Origin of the sequence: Neisseria sp. MVDL19-042950, assembly GCF_030504625.1 — a bacterium.
Taxonomy (GTDB): domain Bacteria; phylum Pseudomonadota; class Gammaproteobacteria; order Burkholderiales; family Neisseriaceae; genus Neisseria.
The window spans coordinates 128,179-151,254 of the sequence record NZ_JAUKWH010000005.1 but is presented as its reverse complement, the minus strand read 5'-3'; the positions used below and the strand labels follow the sequence as shown (position 1 = coordinate 151,254).

34 protein-coding genes, 3 tRNA genes and 2 pseudogenes are annotated in these 23,076 nt (G+C 52.0%); 28 read left to right on the top strand and 11 right to left on the bottom strand.

Annotated elements, in window-relative coordinates:
* Nucleotides 1-97: 97 nt before the first annotated feature.
* A pseudogene (locus tag Q0X97_RS06345) lies at nucleotides 98-250 on the bottom strand (transaldolase); the annotation flags it as partial.
* Between the two features lie 359 nt (nucleotides 251-609).
* Nucleotides 610-1,662, bottom strand: a complete 1,053-nt coding sequence (gene tal / locus Q0X97_RS06340; protein WP_302066536.1) for a transaldolase — start codon at nucleotides 1,660-1,662, stop codon at nucleotides 610-612.
* An 84-nt stretch (nucleotides 1,663-1,746) separates the two neighbouring features.
* Between tal and Q0X97_RS06335 the strand changes: the two genes are divergently transcribed.
* Complete coding sequence (locus tag Q0X97_RS06335; protein WP_302066535.1) at nucleotides 1,747-2,721, top strand: KpsF/GutQ family sugar-phosphate isomerase; 975 nt, start codon at nucleotides 1,747-1,749, stop codon at nucleotides 2,719-2,721.
* 122 nt (nucleotides 2,722-2,843) lie between these two features.
* Here the strand turns inward: Q0X97_RS06335 and tldD are convergent, their stop codons facing one another.
* From tldD to Q0X97_RS06300, 7 genes are all read right to left on the bottom strand, one after another.
* Nucleotides 2,844-4,286, bottom strand: a complete 1,443-nt coding sequence (tldD, locus tag Q0X97_RS06330) for a metalloprotease TldD (RefSeq protein ID WP_302066534.1) — start codon at nucleotides 4,284-4,286, stop codon at nucleotides 2,844-2,846.
* Between the two features lie 491 nt (nucleotides 4,287-4,777).
* Nucleotides 4,778-5,695 carry a cell division protein gene (locus Q0X97_RS06325; RefSeq protein ID WP_302066533.1) on the bottom strand — a complete coding sequence of 306 codons (918 nt, stop codon included), beginning with the start codon at nucleotides 5,693-5,695 and terminating at the stop codon, nucleotides 4,778-4,780.
* Complete coding sequence (locus Q0X97_RS06320) at nucleotides 5,692-7,443, bottom strand: bifunctional biotin--[acetyl-CoA-carboxylase] ligase/type III pantothenate kinase (RefSeq protein WP_302066532.1); 1,752 nt, start codon at nucleotides 7,441-7,443, stop codon at nucleotides 5,692-5,694. Before Q0X97_RS06320 ends, Q0X97_RS06325 begins: the two co-directional genes overlap by 4 nt.
* Nucleotides 7,440-7,949, bottom strand: a complete 510-nt coding sequence (rfaE2, locus tag Q0X97_RS06315; protein ID WP_302066531.1) for a D-glycero-beta-D-manno-heptose 1-phosphate adenylyltransferase — start codon at nucleotides 7,947-7,949, stop codon at nucleotides 7,440-7,442. The genes Q0X97_RS06320 and rfaE2 overlap by 4 nt, the downstream gene beginning before the upstream one ends.
* Nucleotides 7,950-8,103: 154 nt before the next feature.
* A tRNA-His gene (locus Q0X97_RS06310) sits at nucleotides 8,104-8,179 on the bottom strand.
* Nucleotides 8,180-8,196: 17 nt separating this feature from the next.
* Nucleotides 8,197-8,273, bottom strand: a tRNA-Arg gene (locus Q0X97_RS06305).
* Nucleotides 8,274-8,318: 45 nt separating this feature from the next.
* Nucleotides 8,319-8,396 (bottom strand) — tRNA-Pro (locus Q0X97_RS06300).
* A gap of 265 nt (nucleotides 8,397-8,661) precedes the next feature.
* Here Q0X97_RS06300 and folD point away from each other — a divergent pair.
* Nucleotides 8,662-9,519 (top strand): bifunctional methylenetetrahydrofolate dehydrogenase/methenyltetrahydrofolate cyclohydrolase FolD, encoded by an 858-nt coding sequence (folD, locus tag Q0X97_RS06295; RefSeq protein WP_302066530.1) that lies wholly within the window; start codon nucleotides 8,662-8,664, stop codon nucleotides 9,517-9,519.
* A 284-nt stretch (nucleotides 9,520-9,803) separates the two neighbouring features.
* Here folD and Q0X97_RS06290 read toward each other — a convergent pair whose 3' ends face one another.
* A complete protein-coding gene (locus Q0X97_RS06290) occupies nucleotides 9,804-10,532 on the bottom strand; it encodes a helix-turn-helix transcriptional regulator (RefSeq protein WP_302066529.1) in 729 nt (242 codons plus the stop codon).
* A gap of 234 nt (nucleotides 10,533-10,766) precedes the next feature.
* Here Q0X97_RS06290 and Q0X97_RS06285 point away from each other — a divergent pair, with 234 nt between their 5' ends.
* The 21 genes and pseudogenes from Q0X97_RS06285 to Q0X97_RS11885 all read left to right on the top strand — a co-directional run bounded on the left by Q0X97_RS06285 (nucleotide 10,767) and on the right by Q0X97_RS11885 (nucleotide 21,304).
* A complete protein-coding gene (locus Q0X97_RS06285; protein WP_302066528.1) occupies nucleotides 10,767-11,009 on the top strand; it encodes a helix-turn-helix transcriptional regulator in 243 nt (80 codons plus the stop codon).
* Nucleotides 11,010-11,086: 77 nt separating this feature from the next.
* A complete protein-coding gene (locus Q0X97_RS06280; protein ID WP_302066527.1) occupies nucleotides 11,087-11,818 on the top strand; it encodes a DNA-binding protein in 732 nt (243 codons plus the stop codon).
* The gene (locus Q0X97_RS06275; RefSeq protein WP_302067690.1) at nucleotides 11,734-13,053 is read left to right on the top strand and encodes a Mu transposase C-terminal domain-containing protein; all 1,320 of its coding nucleotides are present in this window, start codon (nucleotides 11,734-11,736) and stop codon (nucleotides 13,051-13,053) included. Before Q0X97_RS06280 ends, Q0X97_RS06275 begins: the two co-directional genes overlap by 85 nt.
* Before the next feature lie 27 nt (nucleotides 13,054-13,080).
* Nucleotides 13,081-13,971, top strand: a complete 891-nt coding sequence (locus Q0X97_RS06270; protein WP_302066525.1) for an AAA family ATPase — start codon at nucleotides 13,081-13,083, stop codon at nucleotides 13,969-13,971.
* A 94-nt stretch (nucleotides 13,972-14,065) separates the two neighbouring features.
* Entirely contained in the window at nucleotides 14,066-14,305 is a 240-nt protein-coding gene (locus tag Q0X97_RS06265; RefSeq protein ID WP_302066524.1) for a hypothetical protein, read from the top strand.
* A gap of 179 nt (nucleotides 14,306-14,484) precedes the next feature.
* Nucleotides 14,485-14,610 carry a hypothetical protein gene (locus Q0X97_RS06260; RefSeq protein ID WP_302066522.1) on the top strand — a complete coding sequence of 42 codons (126 nt, stop codon included), beginning with the start codon at nucleotides 14,485-14,487 and terminating at the stop codon, nucleotides 14,608-14,610.
* A gap of 52 nt (nucleotides 14,611-14,662) precedes the next feature.
* Entirely contained in the window at nucleotides 14,663-15,028 is a 366-nt protein-coding gene (locus Q0X97_RS06255; protein WP_302066521.1) for a hypothetical protein, read from the top strand.
* 1 nt (nucleotide 15,029) lies between these two features.
* Nucleotides 15,030-15,518: a hypothetical protein gene (locus tag Q0X97_RS06250; RefSeq protein WP_302066520.1), complete on the top strand. Its 489-nt coding sequence runs from the start codon at nucleotides 15,030-15,032 to the stop codon at nucleotides 15,516-15,518.
* Nucleotides 15,515-15,979, top strand: coding sequence for a hypothetical protein (locus Q0X97_RS06245; protein ID WP_302066519.1), 465 nt, complete (start codon nucleotides 15,515-15,517; stop codon nucleotides 15,977-15,979). Before Q0X97_RS06250 ends, Q0X97_RS06245 begins: the two co-directional genes overlap by 4 nt.
* Nucleotides 15,972-16,502: a host-nuclease inhibitor Gam family protein gene (locus tag Q0X97_RS06240; protein WP_302066518.1), complete on the top strand. Its 531-nt coding sequence runs from the start codon at nucleotides 15,972-15,974 to the stop codon at nucleotides 16,500-16,502. The genes Q0X97_RS06245 and Q0X97_RS06240 overlap by 8 nt, the downstream gene beginning before the upstream one ends.
* Nucleotides 16,502-16,702 carry a hypothetical protein gene (locus Q0X97_RS06235; protein WP_302066517.1) on the top strand — a complete coding sequence of 67 codons (201 nt, stop codon included), beginning with the start codon at nucleotides 16,502-16,504 and terminating at the stop codon, nucleotides 16,700-16,702. Before Q0X97_RS06240 ends, Q0X97_RS06235 begins: the two co-directional genes overlap by 1 nt.
* A 43-nt stretch (nucleotides 16,703-16,745) precedes the next feature.
* Nucleotides 16,746-17,633 (top strand): recombination-associated protein RdgC, encoded by an 888-nt coding sequence (locus Q0X97_RS06230; RefSeq protein ID WP_302066516.1) that lies wholly within the window; start codon nucleotides 16,746-16,748, stop codon nucleotides 17,631-17,633.
* A 245-nt stretch (nucleotides 17,634-17,878) separates the two neighbouring features.
* A complete protein-coding gene (locus tag Q0X97_RS06225; RefSeq protein WP_302066515.1) occupies nucleotides 17,879-18,073 on the top strand; it encodes a hypothetical protein in 195 nt (64 codons plus the stop codon).
* Entirely contained in the window at nucleotides 18,070-18,543 is a 474-nt protein-coding gene (locus tag Q0X97_RS06220; protein ID WP_302066514.1) for a DUF2335 domain-containing protein, read from the top strand. The genes Q0X97_RS06225 and Q0X97_RS06220 overlap by 4 nt, the downstream gene beginning before the upstream one ends.
* Before the next feature lie 143 nt (nucleotides 18,544-18,686).
* A complete protein-coding gene (locus tag Q0X97_RS06215; RefSeq protein WP_302066513.1) occupies nucleotides 18,687-19,109 on the top strand; it encodes a gp16 family protein in 423 nt (140 codons plus the stop codon).
* The gene (locus tag Q0X97_RS06210; protein WP_302066512.1) at nucleotides 19,099-19,527 is read left to right on the top strand and encodes a Mor transcription activator family protein; all 429 of its coding nucleotides are present in this window, start codon (nucleotides 19,099-19,101) and stop codon (nucleotides 19,525-19,527) included. The genes Q0X97_RS06215 and Q0X97_RS06210 overlap by 11 nt, the downstream gene beginning before the upstream one ends.
* A 183-nt stretch (nucleotides 19,528-19,710) precedes the next feature.
* On the top strand, nucleotides 19,711-20,271 hold the full coding sequence (locus Q0X97_RS06205) for an N-acetylmuramoyl-L-alanine amidase (protein WP_302066511.1): 561 nt from the start codon (nucleotides 19,711-19,713) through the stop codon (nucleotides 20,269-20,271).
* On the top strand, nucleotides 20,268-20,483 hold the full coding sequence (locus Q0X97_RS06200) for a hypothetical protein (RefSeq protein ID WP_302066510.1): 216 nt from the start codon (nucleotides 20,268-20,270) through the stop codon (nucleotides 20,481-20,483). Before Q0X97_RS06205 ends, Q0X97_RS06200 begins: the two co-directional genes overlap by 4 nt.
* Nucleotides 20,483-20,716 (top strand): hypothetical protein, encoded by a 234-nt coding sequence (locus Q0X97_RS06195; RefSeq protein ID WP_302066577.1) that lies wholly within the window; start codon nucleotides 20,483-20,485, stop codon nucleotides 20,714-20,716. Before Q0X97_RS06200 ends, Q0X97_RS06195 begins: the two co-directional genes overlap by 1 nt.
* On the top strand, nucleotides 20,697-21,107 hold the full coding sequence (locus tag Q0X97_RS06190) for a hypothetical protein (RefSeq protein WP_302066509.1): 411 nt from the start codon (nucleotides 20,697-20,699) through the stop codon (nucleotides 21,105-21,107). Before Q0X97_RS06195 ends, Q0X97_RS06190 begins: the two co-directional genes overlap by 20 nt.
* Nucleotides 21,007-21,304 (top strand): annotated as a pseudogene (locus Q0X97_RS11885) (hypothetical protein). The gene Q0X97_RS06190 and the pseudogene Q0X97_RS11885 overlap by 101 nt, the downstream one beginning before the upstream one ends.
* 48 nt (nucleotides 21,305-21,352) lie before the next feature.
* Here Q0X97_RS11885 and Q0X97_RS06185 read toward each other — a convergent pair.
* Entirely contained in the window at nucleotides 21,353-21,523 is a 171-nt protein-coding gene (locus tag Q0X97_RS06185) for a YegP family protein (protein ID WP_082403006.1), read from the bottom strand.
* Nucleotides 21,524-21,535: 12 nt separating this feature from the next.
* Between Q0X97_RS06185 and Q0X97_RS06180 the strand changes: the two genes are divergently transcribed.
* The 5 genes from Q0X97_RS06180 to Q0X97_RS06160 are packed head-to-tail and all read left to right on the top strand — an operon-like array spanning nucleotide 21,536 to nucleotide 23,076.
* The gene (locus Q0X97_RS06180; protein WP_302066507.1) at nucleotides 21,536-21,754 is read left to right on the top strand and encodes a hypothetical protein; all 219 of its coding nucleotides are present in this window, start codon (nucleotides 21,536-21,538) and stop codon (nucleotides 21,752-21,754) included.
* Complete coding sequence (locus Q0X97_RS06175) at nucleotides 21,751-22,098, top strand: hypothetical protein (RefSeq protein ID WP_302066506.1); 348 nt, start codon at nucleotides 21,751-21,753, stop codon at nucleotides 22,096-22,098. The genes Q0X97_RS06180 and Q0X97_RS06175 overlap by 4 nt, the downstream gene beginning before the upstream one ends.
* A gap of 5 nt (nucleotides 22,099-22,103) precedes the next feature.
* Nucleotides 22,104-22,367, top strand: a complete 264-nt coding sequence (locus Q0X97_RS06170) for a hypothetical protein (RefSeq protein ID WP_302066576.1) — start codon at nucleotides 22,104-22,106, stop codon at nucleotides 22,365-22,367.
* A complete protein-coding gene (locus tag Q0X97_RS06165) occupies nucleotides 22,364-22,579 on the top strand; it encodes a hypothetical protein (protein ID WP_302066505.1) in 216 nt (71 codons plus the stop codon). Before Q0X97_RS06170 ends, Q0X97_RS06165 begins: the two co-directional genes overlap by 4 nt.
* Nucleotides 22,579-23,076 carry a DUF1804 family protein gene (locus tag Q0X97_RS06160; RefSeq protein ID WP_302066504.1) on the top strand — a complete coding sequence of 166 codons (498 nt, stop codon included), beginning with the start codon at nucleotides 22,579-22,581 and terminating at the stop codon, nucleotides 23,074-23,076. The genes Q0X97_RS06165 and Q0X97_RS06160 overlap by 1 nt, the downstream gene beginning before the upstream one ends.

Here is a 23,076-nt window from a genome sequence, read left to right as displayed (position 1 = left end):
CGGCGGGCAGGGATGCCTGCCCTACATCTAAAAGGCCGTCTGAAAAATCTTTTCAGACGGCCTCGTTCCAACCAAATCTACATACTTTCAGACGGCCTTATGCCAACGGCTCCAGCAGTTTTTCAAATGCGTCTTCAAACTGTTTCAAGCCGTCTTCCTGCAAACGGGTGGCAAGGGCTTCTACGTCGATGCCCAGCTTTTCCACTTCGGCCAGTTGCGTTGCCGCTTCCGCCATGTCTTCGGTAAGGGTCAGCAAGTGCAGGTTGGGTTGCTAAACCCAACACATTGTTATTGAGGCCGTCTGAAAAGTTGGTCTTAGCCCAACCTAACGTTGCTGAGCAACGCCTTGCGTGGTGTATTTCCGGTGAGGGTTGAGAAAGCATAACCCGTAGGGCGGGCATCCCTGCCCGCCGTGTATGGTTAAACATTACACCAAGATCAAGGCGGAAAAGCTGTCTTTGTCGTGGCTTTTCAAACACAGCATAAAAGGCAAACAAAGCTGTTCTCGTCGCGGCGGGCAGGGATGCCCGCCCTACATTTAAAAAGGCCGTCTGAAAAATCTTTTCAGACGGCCTCGTTCCAACCAAATCTACATGCTTTCAGAGGGCCTTATGCCAACGGCTCCAGCAGTTTTTCAAATGCGTCTTCAAACTGTTTCAAGCCGTCTTCCTGCAAACGGGTGGCGAGGGCTTCTACGTCGATGCCCAGTTTTTCCACTTCGGCCAGTTGCGCCGCCGCTTCCGCCGTGCCTTCGGTAAGGGTCAGTTTGGCCGTGCCGTGGTCGATAAAGGCTTTTAAGGTGGCGTCGGGCACGGTGTTGACGGTATTCGGGCCGATTAAGCTGTCCACATACAATGTGTCGGGGTAAGCGGGGTTTTTCACGCCGGTAGAAGCCCACAAAAGCTGCACGGGGTTGGCGCCTTGTGCTTTCAATGCGGCAAACCGTTCGCCGAAGAAACTCTGCCAATCCTGATAAGCGGCTTTGGCCAGCGCGATGGCAGTTTTGCCTTGCAGGTGCTCCGGCAGCGTGGCATCCAGCGCGTTGTCGATACGGGAAATAAAGAAGCTGGCCACTACCTGAATGCGGTCGACCGGCTTACCTGTTTTCAGACGGCCTTCAATGCCTTTCACATAGGCTTCATAGGCTTTCAGGGTTTGTTTGCGCGAGAACAGCAGGGTCAGGTTGATGCTGATGCCGTCTGAAACCAATTGCTCCAACGCGGCTACGCCCGCATCGGTGGTGGGCACTTTAATCATCACGTTGGGGCGGTTGATGGCGGCGTGCAGGCGCTTGGCTTCGGCTACCGTGCCGGCGGCATCGTGCGATAAATCGGGGGCAACTTCGAGGCTGACAAAACCGGTTTTGCCGCCGCTTTTTTCAAACTCGGGCAGGCACACGTCGCAAGCGGCCTGCACGTCGGCAATAGCGAGGGTTTCGTAGCGTTGTTTCGGGGTGAGGTTTTGCTGTTTCAGCGCGGCGACTTCATCGGTGTAAAGCGCGTCGCCCGCAAAAGCCTTTTGGAAAATGGCGGGGTTGGAAGTGACGCCGCACACGCCTTGCTGCAACATTTCCGCCAATTCGCCGCTTTGCACCAGCGAGCGGGAAAGGTTGTCGAGCCAGATTTGTTGGCCTAATGCTTTAACGTCCGATAAAATAGTCATCTCTGAAATCCTTGTTATTTCTACATGAAGTGGAAATCCTAACCCGATTCAGCGTATTTGGGTAGCCCCGCGGGAAAACTAATCATGGAAAATACCGAACAATATTTGGACTGGGCGCGCGACGTATTGCGCATCGAAGCCGAAAGTCTGCACGAAATCTCTTCCGAACTGGATCATCATTTCGCCCAAGCCGCCGAAGCTGTTTTGCAGTGCGAAGGCCGCGTCGTCATTATGGGTATGGGCAAATCGGGGCATATCGGGCGCAAAATGGCCGCCACGATGGCTTCCACCGGCACGCCGGCTTTTTTTGTCCACCCCGCCGAAGCCGCGCACGGCGATTTGGGCATGATTGTCGACGGCGATGTGGTGCTGGCGATTTCCAATTCGGGCGAGAGCGACGAAATCACCGCCATCATTCCCGCGTTGAAGCGCAAAAACATCACGCTCATCTGTATCACCGCCAAACCGCGTTCCACTATGGCGCGCCATGCCGACATCCACATCACCGCCTCCGTATCGCACGAAGCCTGCCCGCTCGGTTTGGCACCCACTTCCAGCACCACCGCGGTAATGGCTTTGGGCGACGCCTTGGCCGTGGTGCTGCTTAAAGCACGCGAGTTCACGCCCGACGACTTTGCCCTCAGCCACCCCGCCGGCAGCCTCGGCAAACGTCTGTTGCTGCGCGTGTCCGACATCATGCACAGCGGCGAGTCGCTGCCTGCCGTAACCGACGGCACGTTGCTGAAAGACGCCATCGTGCGTATGAGCGAAAAAGGCTTGGGCATGTTGGCCGTTACCGATGAAGCAGGCCGTCTGAAAGGCGTGTTTACCGACGGCGACCTGCGCCGCCTGTTCCAACAGCGCGACAACTTCGCCGGCCTGACGGTAAACGAAATCATGCACGCCAACCCCAAAACCATCGCCGCCGACAAACTCGCCACCGAAGCCTTGAAACACATGCAGCAAAACCATATCAACGGCCTTTTGGTAGTGAAGGAAAACGATGTGTTGGTCGGTGCGTTGAATATGCACGATCTGCTCAAAGCGCGGATTGTCTGATTCGAATGCAGATAACGTGAGGCCGTCTGAAATTATTCAGACGGCCTCACGGTTTCCATAATTTTCAAATAGGCGGCAAATAGATACTTTTCAGCATTCTTACCGCAGCTTGCCGTATCAACCTAAACTTCGCTTCCGCCTACAGTTAATCCGGCATCAATCCGCAATGTCGGCTGCCCTACGCCCACCGGCACGCTTTGGCCGTCTTTACCGCACACACCCACGCCGGTATCGAGTGCGGTATCGTTGCCGATCATGCTCACATGCTTCAGCACTTCGGGGCCGTTGCCGATAATGGTGGCACCTTTCACCGGATATTGCAGTTTGCCGTTTTCCACCCACCACGCTTCCGACGCGCTGAAAACGAATTTGCCGCTGGTAATGTCCACCTGCCCGCCGCCGAAGTTGACGGCATAAATGCCTTTATGCACCGATTCGATGATTTCCTGCGGATCGTGGCCGCCGTTTTCCATAAAAGTATTGGTCATGCGCGGCATCGGGGCGGACGAATAGCTTTCGCGGCGGCCGTTGCCGGTGCTTTGCACGCCCATCAAACGGGCATTGGTTTCGTCTTGCAGATAGCCGGTGAGAATGCCGTCTTCAATCAATACGGTGCGGCGGGTTTCGTTGCCTTCGTCGTCGATATTGAGCGACCCGCGGCGGTGAGCGATATCGCCCTGATCGACCACTGTAACGCCTTTGGCGGCCACACGTTCGCCGATTTTGCCGGCAAACGCGCTGGTGCCCTTGCGGTTGAAATCGCCTTCCAAACCGTGCCCCACCGCTTCGTGCAGCAGCACGCCCGGCCAACCGCTGCCCAAAACGACCGTCATGGCACCGGCCGGAGCGGGGCGGGATTCCAAATTGACCAACGCCTGCTTAACGGCGGCGTCTACATATTGCCGCACCAGTTTTTCGCTGAAATAAGCCAAACCGTATCGGCCTCCGCCGCCGGCACTGCCCTGTTCGCGACGGTCTCCCTGTTTGGCAATCACCGTTACATTCAACCGCACCATCGGGCGGATGTCGGCGGTATGCTTGCCGTCCAAACGGGCAATGTAAATCAAATCATATTCGCACGTCAGCCCCGCCATCACTTGCACGATACGCGGGTCGGCGGCTTTGGCCAGCATCTCCACTTTATTCAGCAAAGCTACTTTGGCGGCCGAATCCAGCCCGGAGATAGGGTTAATCGTAGCATGTACATCCTTGCCGTAACAGGGCACGGGCACACGCACTTCTGCTTCCCGACCGACCGCACCGATGGCACGTACGGCTTGGGCGGAACGGCGGATGGAGCCTGCATCCAAACTGTCGGCATAAGCGAACGCGGTTTTATCGCCGGAAACCGCACGCACGCCCACGCCCTGATCAATCTGGAAACTGCCCGATTTCACAATGCCTTCTTCCAAATGCCAGCTCTCAAAAGCCGTGCGCTGGCAGTAAATATCTGCATAATCAACATGATGGCTTCCGATTAAACTCAGGCTTTCAGATAGGATTTCAGGAGATAATTGATTAGCTTCAAGCAAATCGCGTTGTACGGTTTGATAGGTTTGCAACATGTTTTAAGACGGCCTTGATAGTAATACGCGGATTATACGGGATTTATTTCCTGCCCGATATGTAGACTTCACTCCGGACACATTCCTCTAACCACTCAATAGATAAAATATATTCTTTTAAATTTCAATAAGTTAAATAAAATTAAAGATTTTACTCTTAATTTGTATTGATAATTATTATTATTTGTATCAAAATGTAACCACTCGGAAGTTATCCTGAATCCGAGCCATTAAACACCGAACAGCTTATTCCCCCTTTCTTTCATCCTTTTTCATACGGAGTGTGTGTATACGAAAGATACAGTTCCCTTGACATCAAATACTCAAAACCGAAAACACAAACCCGCTGTTTAAGCAGCGGGTTTGTGTTTTCGAAAGAAGCAGCCGTTTGAAAAACGCTTACGCAACCATAAATAAAGCATAAAAACCGAAGAGGCCGTCTGAAAAACCCCAGCAACGATTTTCAGACGGCCTCTTCTTATTTGCGGAAACTACTTACATCCTTTGCGGTTCAATTTGCCATAACGCTCAAGCACACTCTCGATTTCTTTAGCACTCTTGTCGTCTACCGAAACAAACGTAATCTGCATTTTCGCCACGCTCAAACCGCTGTCGACACGGGCATTGCTGCGGTCTTCCTGCTCCTGAATCCGCGCACCGCCGAATCCTGCGGTAGCCAAACGCGAAATCAGCACTTGGGCTGCAGACTTGCTGCGGGTAACGCCGACGCTGATGTCGCCTTCGTAAATCGTTGCGCTGAATCCTTTGTCGGAAAGATTATTCAACTGCGCCACCGCATCGCCGCCGGACGACAGCAATACACGGTAGGTTTTCTGCGCCTGATTGCCGTTTTTGGCACTGTGCGCCCGTTTTTCCACTTTCCGTGCAGCAACATGGGGCCAGTTTTTGAGCAAGCCTTTGATACGGTGATAGTCGTCTTCATCCAATGTGATGCTGGCTGAAGCGGTACATTGGCGGCTGTCATTGGCGGCTGCCGTTTCTTTCGAATCTTTTTGTTCTTTCCGCTCGGCCTGCTCTTTCGCCAATGCCGTTTCTTTCTCGCGTTTTTCTTTTTCTTCGCGTTCTTTTTTCTCTTTGACCAACTGCTCTTCTTTTGCTTTACGCTCACGCTCGGCCAGTGCCTTTTCATCGTCCGAAGGTTCGGATGCTACTTTGGCGGAGGTTTCGGTCGAGGTAATCCAATCGGGAACAGAGGAATCAGAAGCAGAAACAGGCGATTCGGACGGCTTGTTGAGCACCTCCGGCACGCTGAGTTCGTGTTGCATATTGCCGACAATAGGAACGGTCGGTTCGACAACGGTTTTCTGTTTTTCTGCGACACGGCTGGCAACCATTCCACCGAATACGATGATGTTCAGCGCCACCAGCACGGCAAATAACCATTTCATTGTTGTTCTATCCAGTTGAGTAAGCCGTAAATCACGAGATTATCTACAATTTTAACTGTATTGTCCAAAACAAAAGTTTGCGGCAACGCCTGCACCACTTTTGCCGCACCGCCGCCGGTAATAATCAGGTCGACGGGCTTTTCACTGCCGATTTTTTCTTTCAGACGGCCATGCATCAGCATTACCGAACCGCATACTGCATCCACCATACCGCTAGCCAAAGCATTGGCGGCAGTGGTGGGGAAAGGATACACCCGCCCCAACGGGCGGTTGAGGTTGGCGGTTTTCAAAGCCATCGCCTCTTTCATCAAATGAAAGCCCGGCATAATGGTGCCGCCGAGATAATGATGGTCGTCCGTCAGCGCGTCAACCGTTACCGCCGTACCGCAGCTTACCACCACGCAGGCGTTTTGAGTGAAACGGCGGCTGCCGAGTGCATTAAACCAACGGTCGGAACCGTGTTCGGCCACATTGCGGTAATGGTTGCGAATCCCCAAAGCCTGCGGCATCGACGGCAACCATTCGACCGGCAGCGGCAACTGCGCGGCAACCAGCTCTTTCTTGGCTTCGCCGCACACCGCACAGCCCGTAATGCGGACGAGGCCGTCTGAACGCTCGAGCCATTCGGCACCGAGCAATCCCAAATCACGGTAGGGCGCGCGGTTCATGTGGACGATCTGCCCGTTTTCCACCCATGCCCATTTGAGTTGGCTGTTGCCACCATCCAACAGCAGATAACGTTCGGGTTTGGCCGTCCGAACCGGCACGGGGTCGTCGTTGGGGCGCAAACTGATTTCACCGCTAACCACAACCCTTTCACCCTGTTCGGTCGATAAACGCAAAGCCCCCTGTTCGGTTACCCCTGCCACCGTACCTTCGTACACGGTTACTCCGTCTTGAAGCAGACGCACGGGGCGGTTGAGATCGCGGTTAGCCTCGATGTAAGCCGGCAGCAACGGTGCAAAACCGTGCCGCTCGAACTGAGCCAACAACTCACCCAGCTCTTTCAACAATAGCGACAACAACCGTGCAACTGCCAACCCCTGCCGTGAGGCCGTCTGAAAAGCAGCCTGCACAGAAGTGGCATTTTCCACTTCTTTAGGCAAAACGAAGTTGATGCCGATGCCGATTACCGCAACGGTTTTGCCGCTGCTGCGCACGGTCTCAATCAGAATCCCGCCGAGTTTTTGTCTGCCGACCACCAAATCGTTCGGCCATTTGATCTGCGCCGCCACGCCGAACGCCGCCAACGCACGCTGGCAGGCCAGCGCCGCAACCAACGCCAACGCCCCCAGTTCGCCTTGCGCCTTATCAAACGCCCAGCCGAAACTGAACATCAGGCACTCGCCCAAACGGTCTTCCCACGCCTTACCTTGGCGGCCACGCCCTTTCTTCTGATGATGGGTAACACACAACAAGCGGTGCGCGGATTCAACCGACTGTTTGGCCTGCTCCAACACGATATCATTGCTGGACGAGCATTCATGTTTCAAGGCCGTCTGAAAACCATGTTCCGCACCGATTTGCCGTACTTGTGCTTCGTCGAGCACGGCCAACGGACGAACCAACCGCCATTGGCCGTCATATTGGCGCAACAAGCCGCGGATATGCGGCGGCATCTGCTGCCAGAAGCCGTTAATCTGCTGCGGTTTGATGTCCACCAAACGGCTCAACTCCGACACATGCCTCGGCAGGCCGTCTGAAAGTGCAGCCAACAGTTTCCAATGTTGCGGCTTGAGCGGCATCATCGTTCGGCTGCCGCTTCTGCCGCACGGATTTTCGCCAGCGTTTGAGTGGTAGAAGTTTGATGCAAAAAGGGAATCGAATACACTTTACCGCCACGCGCAAGAGTTTCCGCTGCACCGACAATATTTTCAGGAGCCCAATCGCCCCCCTTAACCAAAATATCCGGGCAGATCTGTTCGATAAGTTCGGCCGGCGTATCTTCGTCAAACCAAGTAACCAAATCCACACTTTCCAATGCAGCCGCAACCGCCGCACGGTTTTCCAAAGGATTGATCGGGCGGTCGTCCCCTTTACCCAAACGGCGCACCGAAGCATCGGTGTTTAAAGCCAGCACCATGGCCCCACCGGTCGCCCTCGCCTGCGCCAAATAAGTTACATGCCCGCGGTGCAGAATATCGAAACAGCCGTTGGTAAACACCAGCGGGCGCGGCAGTGCGGCAATACGCTCCGACAATTGCTCCGGTGGGCAGATTTTGCATTCAAACTCTGGAAGCTGCCATTCAGACATGATTACGCTTTCGAATAAACAAGTTGCCGCCATGATACCGAAGTGCCCGCCGTTGGAAAAGGTCAGGCCGTCTGAAACGGTTATTCCAAACCCGGCAGCCGAAACAAAACATAAGCAAAAACCCGTGTATTTTCATACACGGGTTTAAATGATTTGGGGTGGCTGATGGGACTCGAACCCACGACAACCGGAATCACAATCCGGGGCTCTACCAACTGAGCTACAGCCACCGCAAAAGAAACTTGTTTGGCACGCCCGACAGGAATCGAACCTGTAACCGCCCGCTTAGAAGGCGGGTGCTCTATCCGGTTGAGCTACGGGCGCGTGCGGTTTTCGCGCCTCAAACATCGGGCTGAATGGAACGTAAACTGGTCGGGGCGGTGGGATTCGAACTCACGACCCCCTGTTCCCAAAACAGGTGCGCTAACCAGACTGCGCTACGCCCCGACGAGAGAAGCGAACTATACCTGCAGCCTTAAAATACGTCAAGCCCGCTTTATATAAAAAGCGGCACTTTCACGCTATCTGTTTATTTTATTAAGCGATTTAAAATATCCGGCAAGCAACCCGACTCCGAACAGGCCGCCACACGCCGGCAACCGAAAGCCTGCACCCTCTTTTCAGACGGCTTCGACACAAACAGATGAAAGCGGGCAACAAAAATGCGATAATCTGCCGCTCGTTACCCATCCCGTTTCGCAGAAAGAAAACCATGACCGCACAATTAATCAACGGCAAGGAAGTTTCCCGCCAACGCTTGGAAATCCTCGCCCAAAAAACCGCCGAACGCCGCGCCGCCGGCCTGCACACTCCTTGTTTGGCCGTCGTACTGGTCGGAAACGATCCTGCCAGCGCAGTTTATGTCCGCAATAAGAAACTGGCTTGCGAAAAAGTAGGCTTTGAATCTCTTTCTTACGAATTGCCCGCCGACACTTCGCAGGAAGAACTGTTGAAACTGGTTGACGAATTAAACGGCAACGCCGCAGTAGACGGCATTCTCGTGCAACTGCCGCTGCCCAAACAAATCGACAGCCAAGCCGTGCTGGAACGCATTCTGCCGCATAAAGACGTTGACGGCTTCCATCCTTACAATGTCGGGCGTTTGGTTGTTAAAATGCCGCTGATGCGCCCTTGCACGCCCAAAGGTGTCATGACTTTGCTGGAAGCATACGGCATTGACGTTACGGGAAAAAAAGCCGTGGTTGTCGGGGCATCCAACATCGTAGGCCGCCCTCAGGCTTTGGAATTATTGCTGGCACGCGCCACCGTTACCATCTGCCACAGCGCCACTCAAAACTTGGCGGAAGAAGTCGGTGCCGCCGATATTGTTGTTGTCGGTGTGGGCAAACCGAACTTCGTGAAAGGCGAATGGATTAAACCCGGGGCAGTGGTTATCGATGTGGGCATCAACCGTTTGGAAGACGGCAAACTGTGCGGCGATGTGGAATTTGAAGCGGCCAAAGAACGTGCCTCTATGATTACGCCCGTACCCGGCGGAGTCGGCCCGATGACCATCGCCACGTTGTTGGAAAATACGCTGCACGCGGCTGAATTGCATGATAACCGATAGGATTTTCGGATAATTGCTTTTCAGCTTGAAAAAAAGCTGCAGGCCGTCTGAAAAAGTTTCAGACGGCCTCTGTGTGTGTGGGGGGGGTGATTGGTTTTGCACCAAGAGGGAAAAAGAGAAAACGGCGGAAAAATCTTAAAACACAAGGGTTTTGGCCGTTTTGGTTATGAAAACCGAGAAAAAATCTTTTGCTCAAAAATATTCAAAATCTGAACAGCTTTTGCACAAAATTGATGAGAAAATGAAGTTGTTTAAACTATTTTTAATCAGGCTTTAAAAGCCTTTCAATTTATGGTTCTTCCGAACCATTCCACCCTGCCTATGATTGCCACGTCTTGCTGATCGTGGTTGAGGTTTATTTCAAAGGGTTCGTATTCGGGATTTGCTGATTTAACCAGTAATCTGCCGGGCAAGGCTTGAACCCTTTTTACAATCAAATCGTTGTTTACCCTTAAAACATACAAGCCGTCGCGCGGGTTGGTGTCGGCGTGGTTTACCAGTATGTTGTCGCCGTGGTTGAGCACGCCTTCCATCGAATCGCCTTTTACTGTGATCACCGATAGCTTTTCGATTTGGGTGGTAACGTAATTCTCTATCCAATACCGCCTGAAAGCCATACAAAACAAGGGATTTTCGGTGTCTATCGGGAACCCGTTGCCTGCCGAGGCGTTGATATCGTATCTGGGTATAAATACAAATTCTTCTAAGTTTACAGGGTTTCCAAGCGTGTCTAGCACGATAGGATTGTCCGATTCTTTTGTTTTCAGACTGCTGGTGCTTGCCGCTGTTCCTGCTTTGTTTTGGTTTGGAAATGGCTCGCCTTCACCTGTCATGAGCCATTTAAGGTCGCACCCTGAATGCTCGTGGATGCTTAAGAGTGTTTCTGCTTTTGGGATATGTCCATTCTTAAAAATTTTAGACAATCCCATATAAGTCATTCCAATTTTATCGGCAATTTTCGTCACTGATAAATCAGGCCATAGGCTCAACACTCTGTCTTTGAATGTATCCATCTTTCTTCCTATTACCTTTTGTTTAAAATTTGAGGGTTAAACAAAAAACAAAACAAAAATTGAGGTTTTTTGTTTAAATTAAATTTCAATTAGAAACAATAGTTTGTCATATTTTTAAGCTTTTCCCCTTATTTTATTAAACAAAAGACTTTTAATAATGCCTTTTGTTTAGTATTATTCCGTCAACTTAGTAATATTACTAAGCAGAAACACTTAGCAAAAGGAATAAAACAAATGACACAAAAAAACGCGGAAACCTCTCAAGATTGGCATCGCGCGGACGTAATAGCTGCGGTCAAAAAAAGGGGGAAAACTGTGAGGCAGCTTTCTATTGAATCAGGCTTAAGCCCAAACACTTTAAAGAGTGCCCTGCAGTTTAAATACCCAAAAGGCGAAAGAATTATCGCTGACTTTTTAGGGTTGAAACCCGAGCAAATTTGGCCGAGCCGATATAAAAATAAAAGTTTAGCCGCTTAATTCATTTATAGCAAATGGACTAAGCAAAAGGTTTAAAAATAAACTAAAGGGCTAAAATATAAACAAAAGGTCATATCATGAATACAGCGTTATCTTCTATGGAGCTTGCTAATTTGGGCTTGTCTATGCTGCCTAGAACTAAGCAAGGGGTTGAGTATCATGCCAAAAAGGGTAATTGGCCATTTGAGGAAATGGCTGGAAAAGGTAGAGGAGGAAAACTTAAAAAGTATTTGATAAACGGCCTGCCGGTGGAAATTCAGACGGCCATTAAGCAAAAACAGGCGGCGGAATTGTTGGCATCGGCGCAACCGGCGCAGCTGCCGAGCGTGGTTAAAAAGGCGAATACGCCGGCGCGGCGCAAGCTGGAGCAGCTGGGGTTGCCGATTAACGAATATGCCGACGATCTGACCGACAAGCAACGCGACTGCGCTCATGCGCGGATGGCGATTGTGGCCGAAGTGCTGAAAATGCACGAGGTAGCGGGGCTGAAAATTACCGAGGCCGTAGTTTATGTGGCGCAGCAGATAGAACAAGGGCTTTTGCCCGAGCCGCTGGCGGGTTTTGTGTCGGTGGCCAATGCACGGGCGAACAGTAAACGGGGTATCAGCGTGCGCACTTTGAAAGAATGGGTGTCGTTATACCGCGGGGCGGCCAGCCCGACGGAGCGGTTGGCGGCGTTGGCTCCGAACAAGACTAAGAAAACGCGGTCGCTGCATGAAATCGCATGGCTGGAGGATTGGCTTGCGGTGTGGATGCCTGCCCGAGTATCAGCCAAGTGGAATATGTGCAAGGCCAGCTGCCGGAAGTGATTAAGCAGCGCGGCAGAATGACGGGCAGCGCGTATAAATCGCTGATGCCTTATGTGAAGCGCGACTGGCTGATGTTTAATCCGAACGATATTTGGGTGGGCGACGGCCACGGCTTTAAGGCTAAGGTGGCGCACCCCGACCACGGGCAGCCGTTTCAGCCGGAGATTACGGTGATTATCGATGCGGCGACGCGGTATGTGGTGGGCTGGAGCGTGAGTTTGAGCGAATCGACGATTGCCCATGCTGATGCGCTGCGCCATGCGATGACTTATCACGAGCCTGCGCTGATGTATTACACGGATAACGGTGCGGGGCCTACGGGCAAGATGCTGGATGCGGATATTACGGGTATTTTGCCGCGCTACGGCATTGAGCATGCAACGGGTTTGCCGGGCAACCCGCAAGGCCGCGGCATTATCGAGCGGTTTTGGGAAACGGTAACGATTCCGCTGGCGAAAACCTATGAAACTTATGTGGGCAAAGATGCCGACAGCAGCGTGAAAACGCTGACTATCCGTAAATTGAACAGCGCGATGAATGCGGAGCGGCAAGGCAAGGAATTGAGCACGGAGCAGCAGCGATACCGGCGCAAGATGCCGAGCTGGCGGCAGTTTTTAGCGGATTTGGACGCTGCCATCCGCGATTACAACCTGAATCACGAGCATGCGGAGCTGGCGAGAGCTAGCGGCGGGGAATACTGCACACCGGCCGATTACCGCACTTACCGTTTGGCGGAGTTGGACAAGACGGAGCAGCCGTTAACGGATGTGGAACTGGATTATATGTTCAGGCCGGAAAAAATCTGCACGGTACGCCGCGGCACGGTACAGCTGCACAACAATGTGTATGCGGGCAGCGTGCTGACGATGCACCACAGCGACAAGGTGCGGGTGGGCTACGACTGGTACGATGCTTCGCAAGTGATCGTCAAAACAATGGGCGGCGAGATTATTGGCAAAGTTAAGCTGGACGGCCATGTGAAACCGGGTATGCCTGTAAACCGCATCGAACAGCTGCGCGAGAAGCGGGTAAAAGACGCGGTGAAACGGCAAGAGGAAAAGATTGCGATTGCCAAAGCGGAGCTTACACCCGCTATCGAAAACGTCCCCGATTTCGGCAGCCTGATGTTTGGCAACGGCGCAGTTATCGAGGGCAGCTATGAAGTAGTAACACCGGAACAACCGCTCAAAGAAGTGAAGAAATACAGCATGTTTGAGAGCGATTTGGAAGATTGATTTAAAACACATTAAAAGGGTTTGAAAATGACTTTAAAACAACGTCTGCAATTATTTTTAAGCGAAAGCGGCAAGCCGCAAACTTATGTGGCCAAAGCCATCGGCATGAGCAATGCGGTTATCAGCAGCTATTTGGGCGGCGGGTATCGCGGCGACACCGGAAAACTGGAAGAGAAGCTGGCGGCGTTTTTAACGCTGGAAGAAAACCGCAGAGCCGACCGTAAATTAAGCATCAATTATGTGCGCACACAAAGCGGCAAACGCGCGGGCGATATTTTGAGCTTGGCGCATGTGGACGGGCAAGCGGTGGTGATTATCGGGCAGGCGGGCTTGGGTAAAACGAGTGCATTGCGCGATTACGCAGGCCGCAACCCCGATGTGATCCTGATTGAGGCCGACCCTACCTATACCGCCAAAGTGCTGCTGAAAACCATTGCCGAAAAGGTGGGCAGCGAAAGCAAAGGCACGCTGAACGATATGCTCAACGGCATTGTGGACAAGCTGACCCATTCAGGCCGCCTGATTGCGGTGGACGAAGCGGAAAGCCTGCCCTACCGCGCGCTGGAATGCCTGCGCCGTATCCACGACCGCGCCGAAGTGGGGCTGGCTTTGGTGGGTATGCCGCGCCTGCTGGTTAACCTGCGCGGCAGAAACGGCGAACTCAAGCAGCTATACAGCCGTATCGGGTTTAAGCTGGATTTGGGCGACGAGCTGGACGGCACAGAGCTGGGACAGATTGCGGCGGCCAACCTGCCTAATGCGGCCGAGGAAGTGGTTGAAGAGCTGGTGGATTCGGCCAAGGGCAATACGCGGCGGCTGGTAAAGATGCTGCACGGTGTGAACAGGCTCTCGAAGCTGCATAAAGAGCCGGTAAACGTGGAGATGGTGCGGCAGTTTAAAGAGATGCTGATTCATTAATCTGGCCGTCTGAAACGGCAAGCCATTGATAGGGCTATATATTTTTTTACCTTGTGTTTTATGTAACACATTGAAAATAAAGGAAAACATAAAAATGGAAAACTTGAGAATGCGCCACTTGCTCGCTCCCGTTTTGATTGTGATGCTGGCAACGGCTTGTGCCAACCGCTGCACGGAGCCGCAGCCCGCCCGCAGTTATTTTAAAGACGAAACACCGGCGCAACGGCTGATGCGCGAAAAGCAGGATGCGGCTGATTTTGAGGCGCTGCAAGCGGAAAAGGCGTATGAGCGCATGAGCGATGAAGAGCGCATGAAAGGGGTGGTGTATGAATAGCCACCGACGGCGCAACCAAGACTGGCAGGCATTTGGCCAGCACCGGCGGCGCAAGACGAAATATTTCGTGCTGTACCGCCCGTTAAATGAAGCGGAAAAACGGGCAAGGCTTGAAAAGGCTTTGAATGATATCAACGCCAAATACGGCGAAAACACGATAAGGGTGGGAAAAAATGAAAATGAAATGGAAAACGGCAATATGGCTGATTAAGTGGTGGCTGTTGTTGGTGGCAGGCTTTTGGAGCGCGGCGTTTGCCGGGTCGTATCTCGGTGTGCTGATGGCTAACCGATTGATGGGGCAATAATTTTTTTACCTTGTTAAATATATAACCTATTGAAAATAAAGGAAACATAAAAATGAAACTGATAGACGATTTACTTACGGCCGTGGAAAACCCCGCTACTCCGGCAGAACTGAAATTGATGTTGAACGAAGCGGCCGTCTGCATCATGAATTTGAGCACGCAAGATTTATACGACCAATGCCGCCTCAATTGGCTGGAGGATTTGGGTAGTTTCTTAATCGATAAAAAAGACGGTGAAACCCCTGTTGTTACTGTGGAAATCCAACCGGGACAGTATTTGGCGGCACAGGCACCGACGGTGCGTCAGGCGGTGGATTTGGCGCGGGAGGATTATTTGGAGATGTGCGGGCTGCATCCGCGTGATTTTGGAAACCGGTTTAAGAGCGGGGAAGTTGAACGGGCTAAGGAGGCCGTCTGAAATGAACCTCAAATGCCCCAACTGCGGCGCAGTCCACAGTCTTGACAGCCTGATCGGCAACGACGGTGCGGCGGATTTGATTAAGGCGGTGTTGGAGTTTGACGCATTAATCGGCAAAGCGGCGGTGCGCTATGTGGGCTTGTTTCGGCCGGCCAAAAGCCAACTGACCTTTGCCCGCACGGCCAAGCTGCTCGGCGAGCTGCTGCCGGACATCAAGGCCGGGCAAATCAGCCGCGACGGGGTAGTTTACCCCGCCCCACCCGAGGCTTGGCTGCATGGTTTTCAGACGGCCATTGATGCCCGCGACGCAGGCCGTCTGAAACTGCCGCTTAAATCGCACGGATATTTGTACGAGGTTATCAGCGGTTGGCGGCCGTCTGAAACGGCGGTGATGCCTGCCGTTGCCGGCGAGCCGACAGTAAAAGCCAAGCCTAGCCAAACCTTAACCGCAGCCGCCGCGCTGCAAGCAACCAAGAAAGGTAAACCATGAAAGAGCTGCCCGACAGTTTGCACAACGCGGTAGTGGACGGCTTAACCCTGCTGCTCGCCCTGCGGCTGCCGGGTACGCCCGCCGCCGATACCGTGCAGGCCACGGCGCAAGTGTGGAGCGTGGCATTGGCAGCAGGCAAGACATGGGACGCAGAGCAGGATATCCCGCGGATTCAGACGGCCTTTAGTTTGCTGGCTGCGCAAACCGACCGCTGGCCAGCACCGCGCGACCTGCTGGGCTGCCTGCCGCCCCGCCCCGAGCGGCTCAAACTGGAGCATCGTCACCAGCCAACACCGGAGCAGCAGGAAAAAGCCAAAGCCGTCATGGCAAAAATCCAGCGAGCATTGGCAACCGCCCCTTGCTGGCAAAAAGAATGGATACACGGGCCGCGTAGCCGGTCGGTGGAAGAATGTAAGCGTATTTATGAAGCCAACTCACAGAAAGGAAAACGAAATGGCTAAAACAACCAAACGAACCAAAAAAGAAGCATTGGCCGTGGCCGTGCAATCCCGCGATGACGCATCGCTGCAAATCAAACGCATGGGCGATTTGCAACGAAACATCGAGCGCATCCAAGCCGACCACAACGACAAAGTGGCCGAGCTGCAAAAGGCGGCAGACGAAGCAGTCGCGCCGCTGGTGGAAGAAATCAAAGTGATCGAGGCGGGCGTGCACGCTTGGGCGGAAGCCAACCGCGACGCGCTTCCCGACGGCGGCAAGGTTAAGTTTGCCGACCTAACCACGGGCATGATCAAGTGGCGCAACAACCCGCCCAAATGCAGCGTGAGCGGCGCAGATGCGGTACTCGCCCTGCTAGAAGCCGACCCGTCGCTAGAACGATTTATCCGCGTGAAAAAAGAGGTAAACAGAGACGCGGTATTGAATGAAGAAGCGTTTTTTGCCGCCAACCCCGTGCCCGGGCTGAAAATCGTGCAGGGTAAGGAGTTTTTTACCATTGAGCCGTTTAATCAGGAGTTGGCGTGATGGCTGAAATCACAATCATCATCCGCGATGAAATGCAGAGCGACGGCTTGACCGGCGTATCAATAAGCTACGAAGGCGATTTTAAGCCGATGCAAAGCGGTGTTACGTTGACCCGAGCGCAAATGGCGGCAAACTCTATCAAGGCTTTGATGGACTTTGTGGAGACTAAGCCGGATTTGAGTAAGGTCGTGATTAATTGATTTGTCGGCGGGCATTGCCCGCCTTTTTAAAAGGAAAAACATCATGTGGTTTAAACAATTAACGGCATATCGGTTGCCGCAAAAACCTGAAGAATGGGACTTAGACGGCCGCTTAAGCAATGCCCAATTCACGCCGCCTGCCGGCTTGGATTGGTATAGCGAAGGTTTTGCCATCCCTACGCCGTTTGACGGTATGTTGGTATATAACGCCGGTGGACATTATTTAATCAACCTTAAACGCGAAGAGAAGGTGTTACCGTCCGGCGTGATTAATAACGTGCTGGCTGAAAAAGTCGAGCAAATCCAAAAGGCGGAAGCGCGCAATGTTGGCAGAAGGGAAAAGCAGGAACTCAAAGAACAGATTACCGACGATCTGCTGCCCCGCGCCTTAACCCGCAGCAGCCGCACCCATGCCATCTTAACGGACGGCTGGATGCTGGTTGACAGCGCCACACCAAGCAAGGCGGAAAATCTGTTAACCAAGCTGCGCGAGGCATTGGGCGGACTAGACGTGAAGCTGCCTGCAACCAAACAATCGCCGTCTAGTTTGATGACGGAATGGCTGCTCAACGGCCAAGCGCAAGGCGGGTTTGAGTTGGATTACGATGTTACTTTACGCGGTGTCGGCGATGTTGCACCGCGCGTGAAAATCAGCAAAAAAGACCTCACTACCGATGATGTGGTACAGCACGCCCGTAATGGTTTGTATGTGGTTGAGATGGGCTTGGTATGGCGTGAGCAGATTGCCTTTGTGTTGACCGAAAATCTGACGTTGAAACGCATCCAGTATCTTGATACGGTGCAGGAAAATGCCGAGAGCCAAGCCGATAACGCTGCCGACCTTGCGGTTGCATCGCAAATCATTATGACAGAATCGTTAACGACCATGCTTAATGAGCTTGTGGAGCATTTGGGCGGCTGGCAGGATTAGAGGCCGTCTCAAATTTGAAAACCACGCTGTTGTATGCGTGGTTTTTTACAGCAATTTAACAGATATTTTAAAACCACAATATGTTGATTTTTACAAATATGTAAAAGCAAATTTATACTATATGTTGATATTTTTCATAGTGCACCTTGTGTGAAGCCGTAGGGTTGTGTATTGGTATTAAGACGATAATCTTATATACTAAGTTTAGTAAATAATAAATTATAAATAAAATTTAAAGAGGTTTAATGATGAATAATGTCAAATCCGCAAAGTCTGCCTGGGCAGCAGGATTTGTTTCTTCTTTCTGCCTGTTTCCTTCGGCCAGTAAAACTCCATCTCGCCCTGTACGTCGCTCCGACCGTCAGGCTCTAGCCCAAGACTGGCAGAAAATCGGCAGCGATTTTAAGAAAGCCTTGGAAAAGGTAAGTGAGTCATTATGAAAGATATAGACAAGGAATTACAGAACCGCCCTGAAGAAGAGGGCGGTTTGCTTTGTACAGGGGAAGATCAAGAGATATTACAGAAGATAGAAAACCGCCCACAATTATTAAACCAGATAATCGCCAAGCACCATATGAGGCCGCTTCCTGCCCCTGAGGATATGGCAAGATACAGTAACATTATTCCAAATGGTGCAGAACGTATTATGCAGATGGCCGAAAAAGAGCAGACTGCCCGCTTACAAATGGAAGATAAGGAGCAACGCGAACGTTTTAATTTCCTGAAACAGGAACAGGAAATTAAGAAGCGTGGTCAATTGTTTGGCTGCTTGTCAGTTATTGTGTTTGCTGCAATTTCTTTTTATTTGATTTACAGTGGTTCTCCCACTGCGGGAGCATCACTAATGGGCGCATCATTAGTTGCAGTTGTACTAGCATTTGTTGCCGGACGCAGTAATACAAAGGAATAGACTGAAAATAGCCTACCTTAATCCCCGCTTTAAACAGCGGGGATTTTTTTGCATATAAAAATGACACATAAAATACAATATGTAGTAGATTTTTATCAATAAAATGATAAAATACTACAACATATTGTATTTAAGGATAAAGCATGAACCAACCGACCCGCAATGCGCTGATCGGCAAAATTAAGATTGCGCAAAAGCAGCTTGATATGGCCGATGATGCCTATCGTGCCATGCTGGTGCGGGTAACGGGTAAGGATTCTTGCGCAAAAATGGGCATGCCGGAACTGGAAAAAGTGGCGGAAGAGATGAAACGCATGGGCTTTGTGCCGATTGCGAAAAACCACGGTACACGCCCGCGTCGCCGCAGCTCGGCTGACGCGATGATGCGCAAAATCGAAGCCTTGCTGGCATCGATGGCGCTGCACTGGAATTATGCGCATGCTTTGGCCAAGCGCATGTATGGGGTGGCGCGGGTGGAATGGCTGACCGACGAGCACATGCGCGGCGTGATTGCGGCGTTGACAAAAAAACAGCAAAAACTAAAAGGGGAAGGCAATGGAGCTTAAGAAGGTGCGACACCTGCTGCCCGAAACCATGCAGGATATTGTCGAGGTTATCGGATTACAGGCTGCCGAACAGTTAGTAAAAGCCATCGGCGGCGCGCGGTTTAAGTTTGGCAAGGGCAAAGAAGATACGCCGCGCCTGCATATTCTGTTTTCGGCCATCGGTGAGGCAAAAACCTACGAGCTGTTGCGCGTGTATGGCGGCGAGGAGCTGTATGTGCCGCGCTGTGAAAACGCTCTGCGCGAGCTGCGAAACGAGCGGTTTAGAAACGAATTTTTAAATCTGACCGAAGTCGAGGGCAAAAGCGGCCTGATGGCGATGACGGAACTGTGCCCGAAATACGGCATTTCCGAACGCACCGGCTACACGATTATGCGTTCGGGCTGCGAGCCGGTATCACATCAAAATACCCTGTTTTAACGCTGTTTTAATTCTCCTCTTTCATCCGCCTTCGGGCGGATTTTTTTTGCCTAATCCGCTTGTTTCAGACGGCCTTTAGGGTTTGAAAGGCATACCGTGCGGGGATGTGCGTAAAGGCGGATAGCATAAAGGCTCTCAAGAATGGGTTTAAAAACCGCTTAAAACGATTTTGAAAGGGCTTATATGAGCAAGATTATTGTGTTGACCGCAGGCCACAGCAACACCGACCCGGGCGCGGTCAACGGCAGCGACCGCGAGGCGGATTTGGCGCAGGATATGCGCAATATTACCGCCTCGATTTTGCGTAACGACTACGGCTTGACGGTAAAAACCGACGGCGAAGGCAAAGGCAATCTGCCGCTGCGCGAAGCCCTTAAGCTGATTAAGGGTGCAACGGTGGCGGTGGAGTTTCACACCAACGCGGCGGCCAAACCGAAGCCCGGCCAACAGCCGGCAACGGGCATCGAAGCCTTGAGTACGCCGAAAAACAAACGCTGGTGCCAAGTGTTGAGCCAAGCCGTGTCGAAAGCGACGGGCTGGAAGCTGCGCGGCGACGGCGGTTATAAGCCCGACAACGCCGGCCAGCACAGCCGTTTGGCGTATGCACAGCATGGCGGCATTGTGTTTGAGCCGTTTTTTATCAGCAATGATGCCGATTTGAAGCTGTTTAAAGAGCGCAAATGGGCCATCTGCCGCGCTGTGGCGACGGCCATCGCGATGGAAGTGGGAGCGGCAAAAGTATGAGACTGCTTAAGAGCTTAAAACAGGCGGCGGGTTATTTTTTGGCTACTTTGCTGGGCGGCAACCCTACTCATGAGCAAATGGCTAATGCCGTGCTGCACATGCCCAAGCTGCGCATCGTTAACGATTACCCGCGGCCAAACTACCGTAAATCGGGCGTGGCCGCTGCCAAGCGGGCGGCGCGTAAGGCACGCAACCGCAGAAAGGCGAAATGATGGCCCTGCTGGATATCCTTAAAAATCCGGCCACGGGCAAGGTGTCGCACAGCAAACTGTGGGCCAACGTGGCCTGCGCGGCGGGTACTTACAAATTTATTGTGCTGCCCGACCCGTCGCCGGAGATTTGGGCGGTGTATTTGGGCATCGTAGGCGGTTATGCCGTGGCACGGGCGATGGTGAGTGTGAAGCGGCAGGAAGTGGAGGCAGACAATGCCGATAAAGTGGATTAAATATCTGCCGCATCTTGCCGCGGTGCTGCTACTCGGTGGGGCTTTATGGCTGGCCTACCGTAACGGTTTTCAGACGGCCTATAACGAGCAGCAACTCGTTATTAAGCAAGCGCAAAAAGACCATACGGCGGCGCTGTTGTCATCCGCCGAGGCATACACCGCCGAACTCAAAAAGGCGCAGCAGGCGCAAGACGAGCAGGCGGCCAAAACACAGGCAGTCGGCGTGCGGCTGGCGCAGGCGCAAGCGGATGTGCGCCGTCTGAAACAACAACACAAAACTGGGATTAAACATGCAATCGAGCAAGATAAAACTGCTGCCGGTATGTGTATTGACGGGCTTGGGCCTAACAGCCTGCGGCAGTACAACCGTGCCCTCGGCTACACCAATTAAAACCATTGAGGTGCCGGTAATGCCCGCGCCGCCTGCGGCGTTGATGGTGCCGCCGGTGCGCCCCGCCGGATAACGGCACGGCACAGGCGTTGTTGGAGCATGCGGTCGAGTTTGGCGGCTATGTGTCCGAACTGGAAAACCAAAACACGGCTTGGCGCGAATGGGCGGCGAGTGGTCAATCTAAAGTTGACGATTGACAACAAAAAAGCCCGCGTAGGTTGCGGGCTGAACGTAAAAAATGGATTTTATACCTCTTTTACGGGTGTGGCGGCGGTAGTGCTTTTCACCAAATCGACCGCGTGCAGGCAGTTTTGTTTGGTGGTGTAGCCCTCGCTTTGGGCGATGATTTCATGATTGGCAGCTTTCAAACGCCAACGGTATTCGCCTTTTACGTCTTTATAAACTTCAAAATACATAAGGTTTCTCCTATGAAAGAGTATACGTTTTCCTACCGTTTTAACGGTAAGTCCTGGTCATTGAGCATTTGGGCGGACAGTCCGGAAGAAGCCAAAGCCAAATTTCGGGCAGCCCGAGAAAATGCACAGTATGACGGGGAAGTTTTAGCAAAAATTTATGCGCCTGTAAATATTTCTTGGGTTAGAAATTTATGCAATCGGTTAAAAAAAATGATGGGTGGCAAAAAATGAGCACCTATCAGGATTTGGTTGCGCGCGTATTGGCGGTTAAATTTGCCGGCTTTGAAATGGGGTTAGCCAAGGCGCGTGAGCAACAGCCGTTTATCGAGCAGGTATCACGCAAACTGGATGCAACCAGCTGGGATTACGTTACCGGTATGGATAAGGATTTTGGCGTTACCTTCCACGTTGAGCGCGGTGTTGTGGATTTTAAGAACCAATATCAGGCAATAAAACAGGCGTTGGAGCAGCAGTTTGATGTTGAGTTTACGGTGTCGACGGCATCGCCGGCGTTGGATGTTGCCTGCCGTCGCAGCGGATGTAGTTGCCGCTTGATTTTTAAGGAGCTGGCATGACACCGATTGACTTTGAATTTGGCTTTAAAACGCTTTGGGGCTTGGCCACCGCAGCAGGCTGGTTTTGGGTTAACGGCATCTCCAACCGCTTAAAAGATGCCGAAAAAGACCGTGCGGATCTCCGCAAGGAGCTACACCAAGTGAAGCTGGAATACCGCAGCAAAAAGGATGCGGAGGCCGACCAAAAAACCATGATGGATTTTTTAGGTCGGGTGGAAAACAAGCTGGACAAACTGGCCGACAAAATAGACCGAAAGGCAGATAAATGATTGAAAACAAAGACCCGGTATTGGCCGCATTGGTGCGCATCGAAGCCAAACAGGAACAGATGCTCGAAAACCAGCAGGCCATGGACGAAGAAATCAAAGAAATCCGCAAAGAGTGCCGCAAAACCGCCGCGCTTTACGGCGGCTTGGGCGGCATGACGGTGGCCGCGGGCTGGGAAATGATTAAGCTCAAGCTCGGTATCGGAGGCGGTTAATGGCACATCCTCAAGAAGTGCGCGAAAAGCTGCGCCAGCTGTATGTATCAGGTAATCAAACCTTAGAAACAGCTGCGGTGATGTGTCAAGTTCCGTTAGCTACGGCTCGGGGCTGGAAAAAATCAGCCAAAGATAAAGGCGATGATTGGGACAAAATTCGGGCTGCTTATACCTTGGCAGGAGGCGATGTTGAGGCAGTTGCCCGTGCAATGATCGCCGGCCAAATCGTGCAATACGAAACGGTAATGAAAGAGCTTCAAACCAATACCAGCTTAGAAACAATGGATAAGGTTAAAGCTATCAGTATGTTGAGTGATTCGTACAATAAAACGATGGCCGCTCATAAACGTTTATTGCCCGAAGTGCATGAGGCATCGGTGGCAATTAAAACCATTGACCTATTATCGCAACACATCAAACAGAAATTCCCGCATTTAAATAATGATTTTTTAAATGTTTTTGAGAGCTTTATGCCGATAGTGGAACAAGAGTTTTAA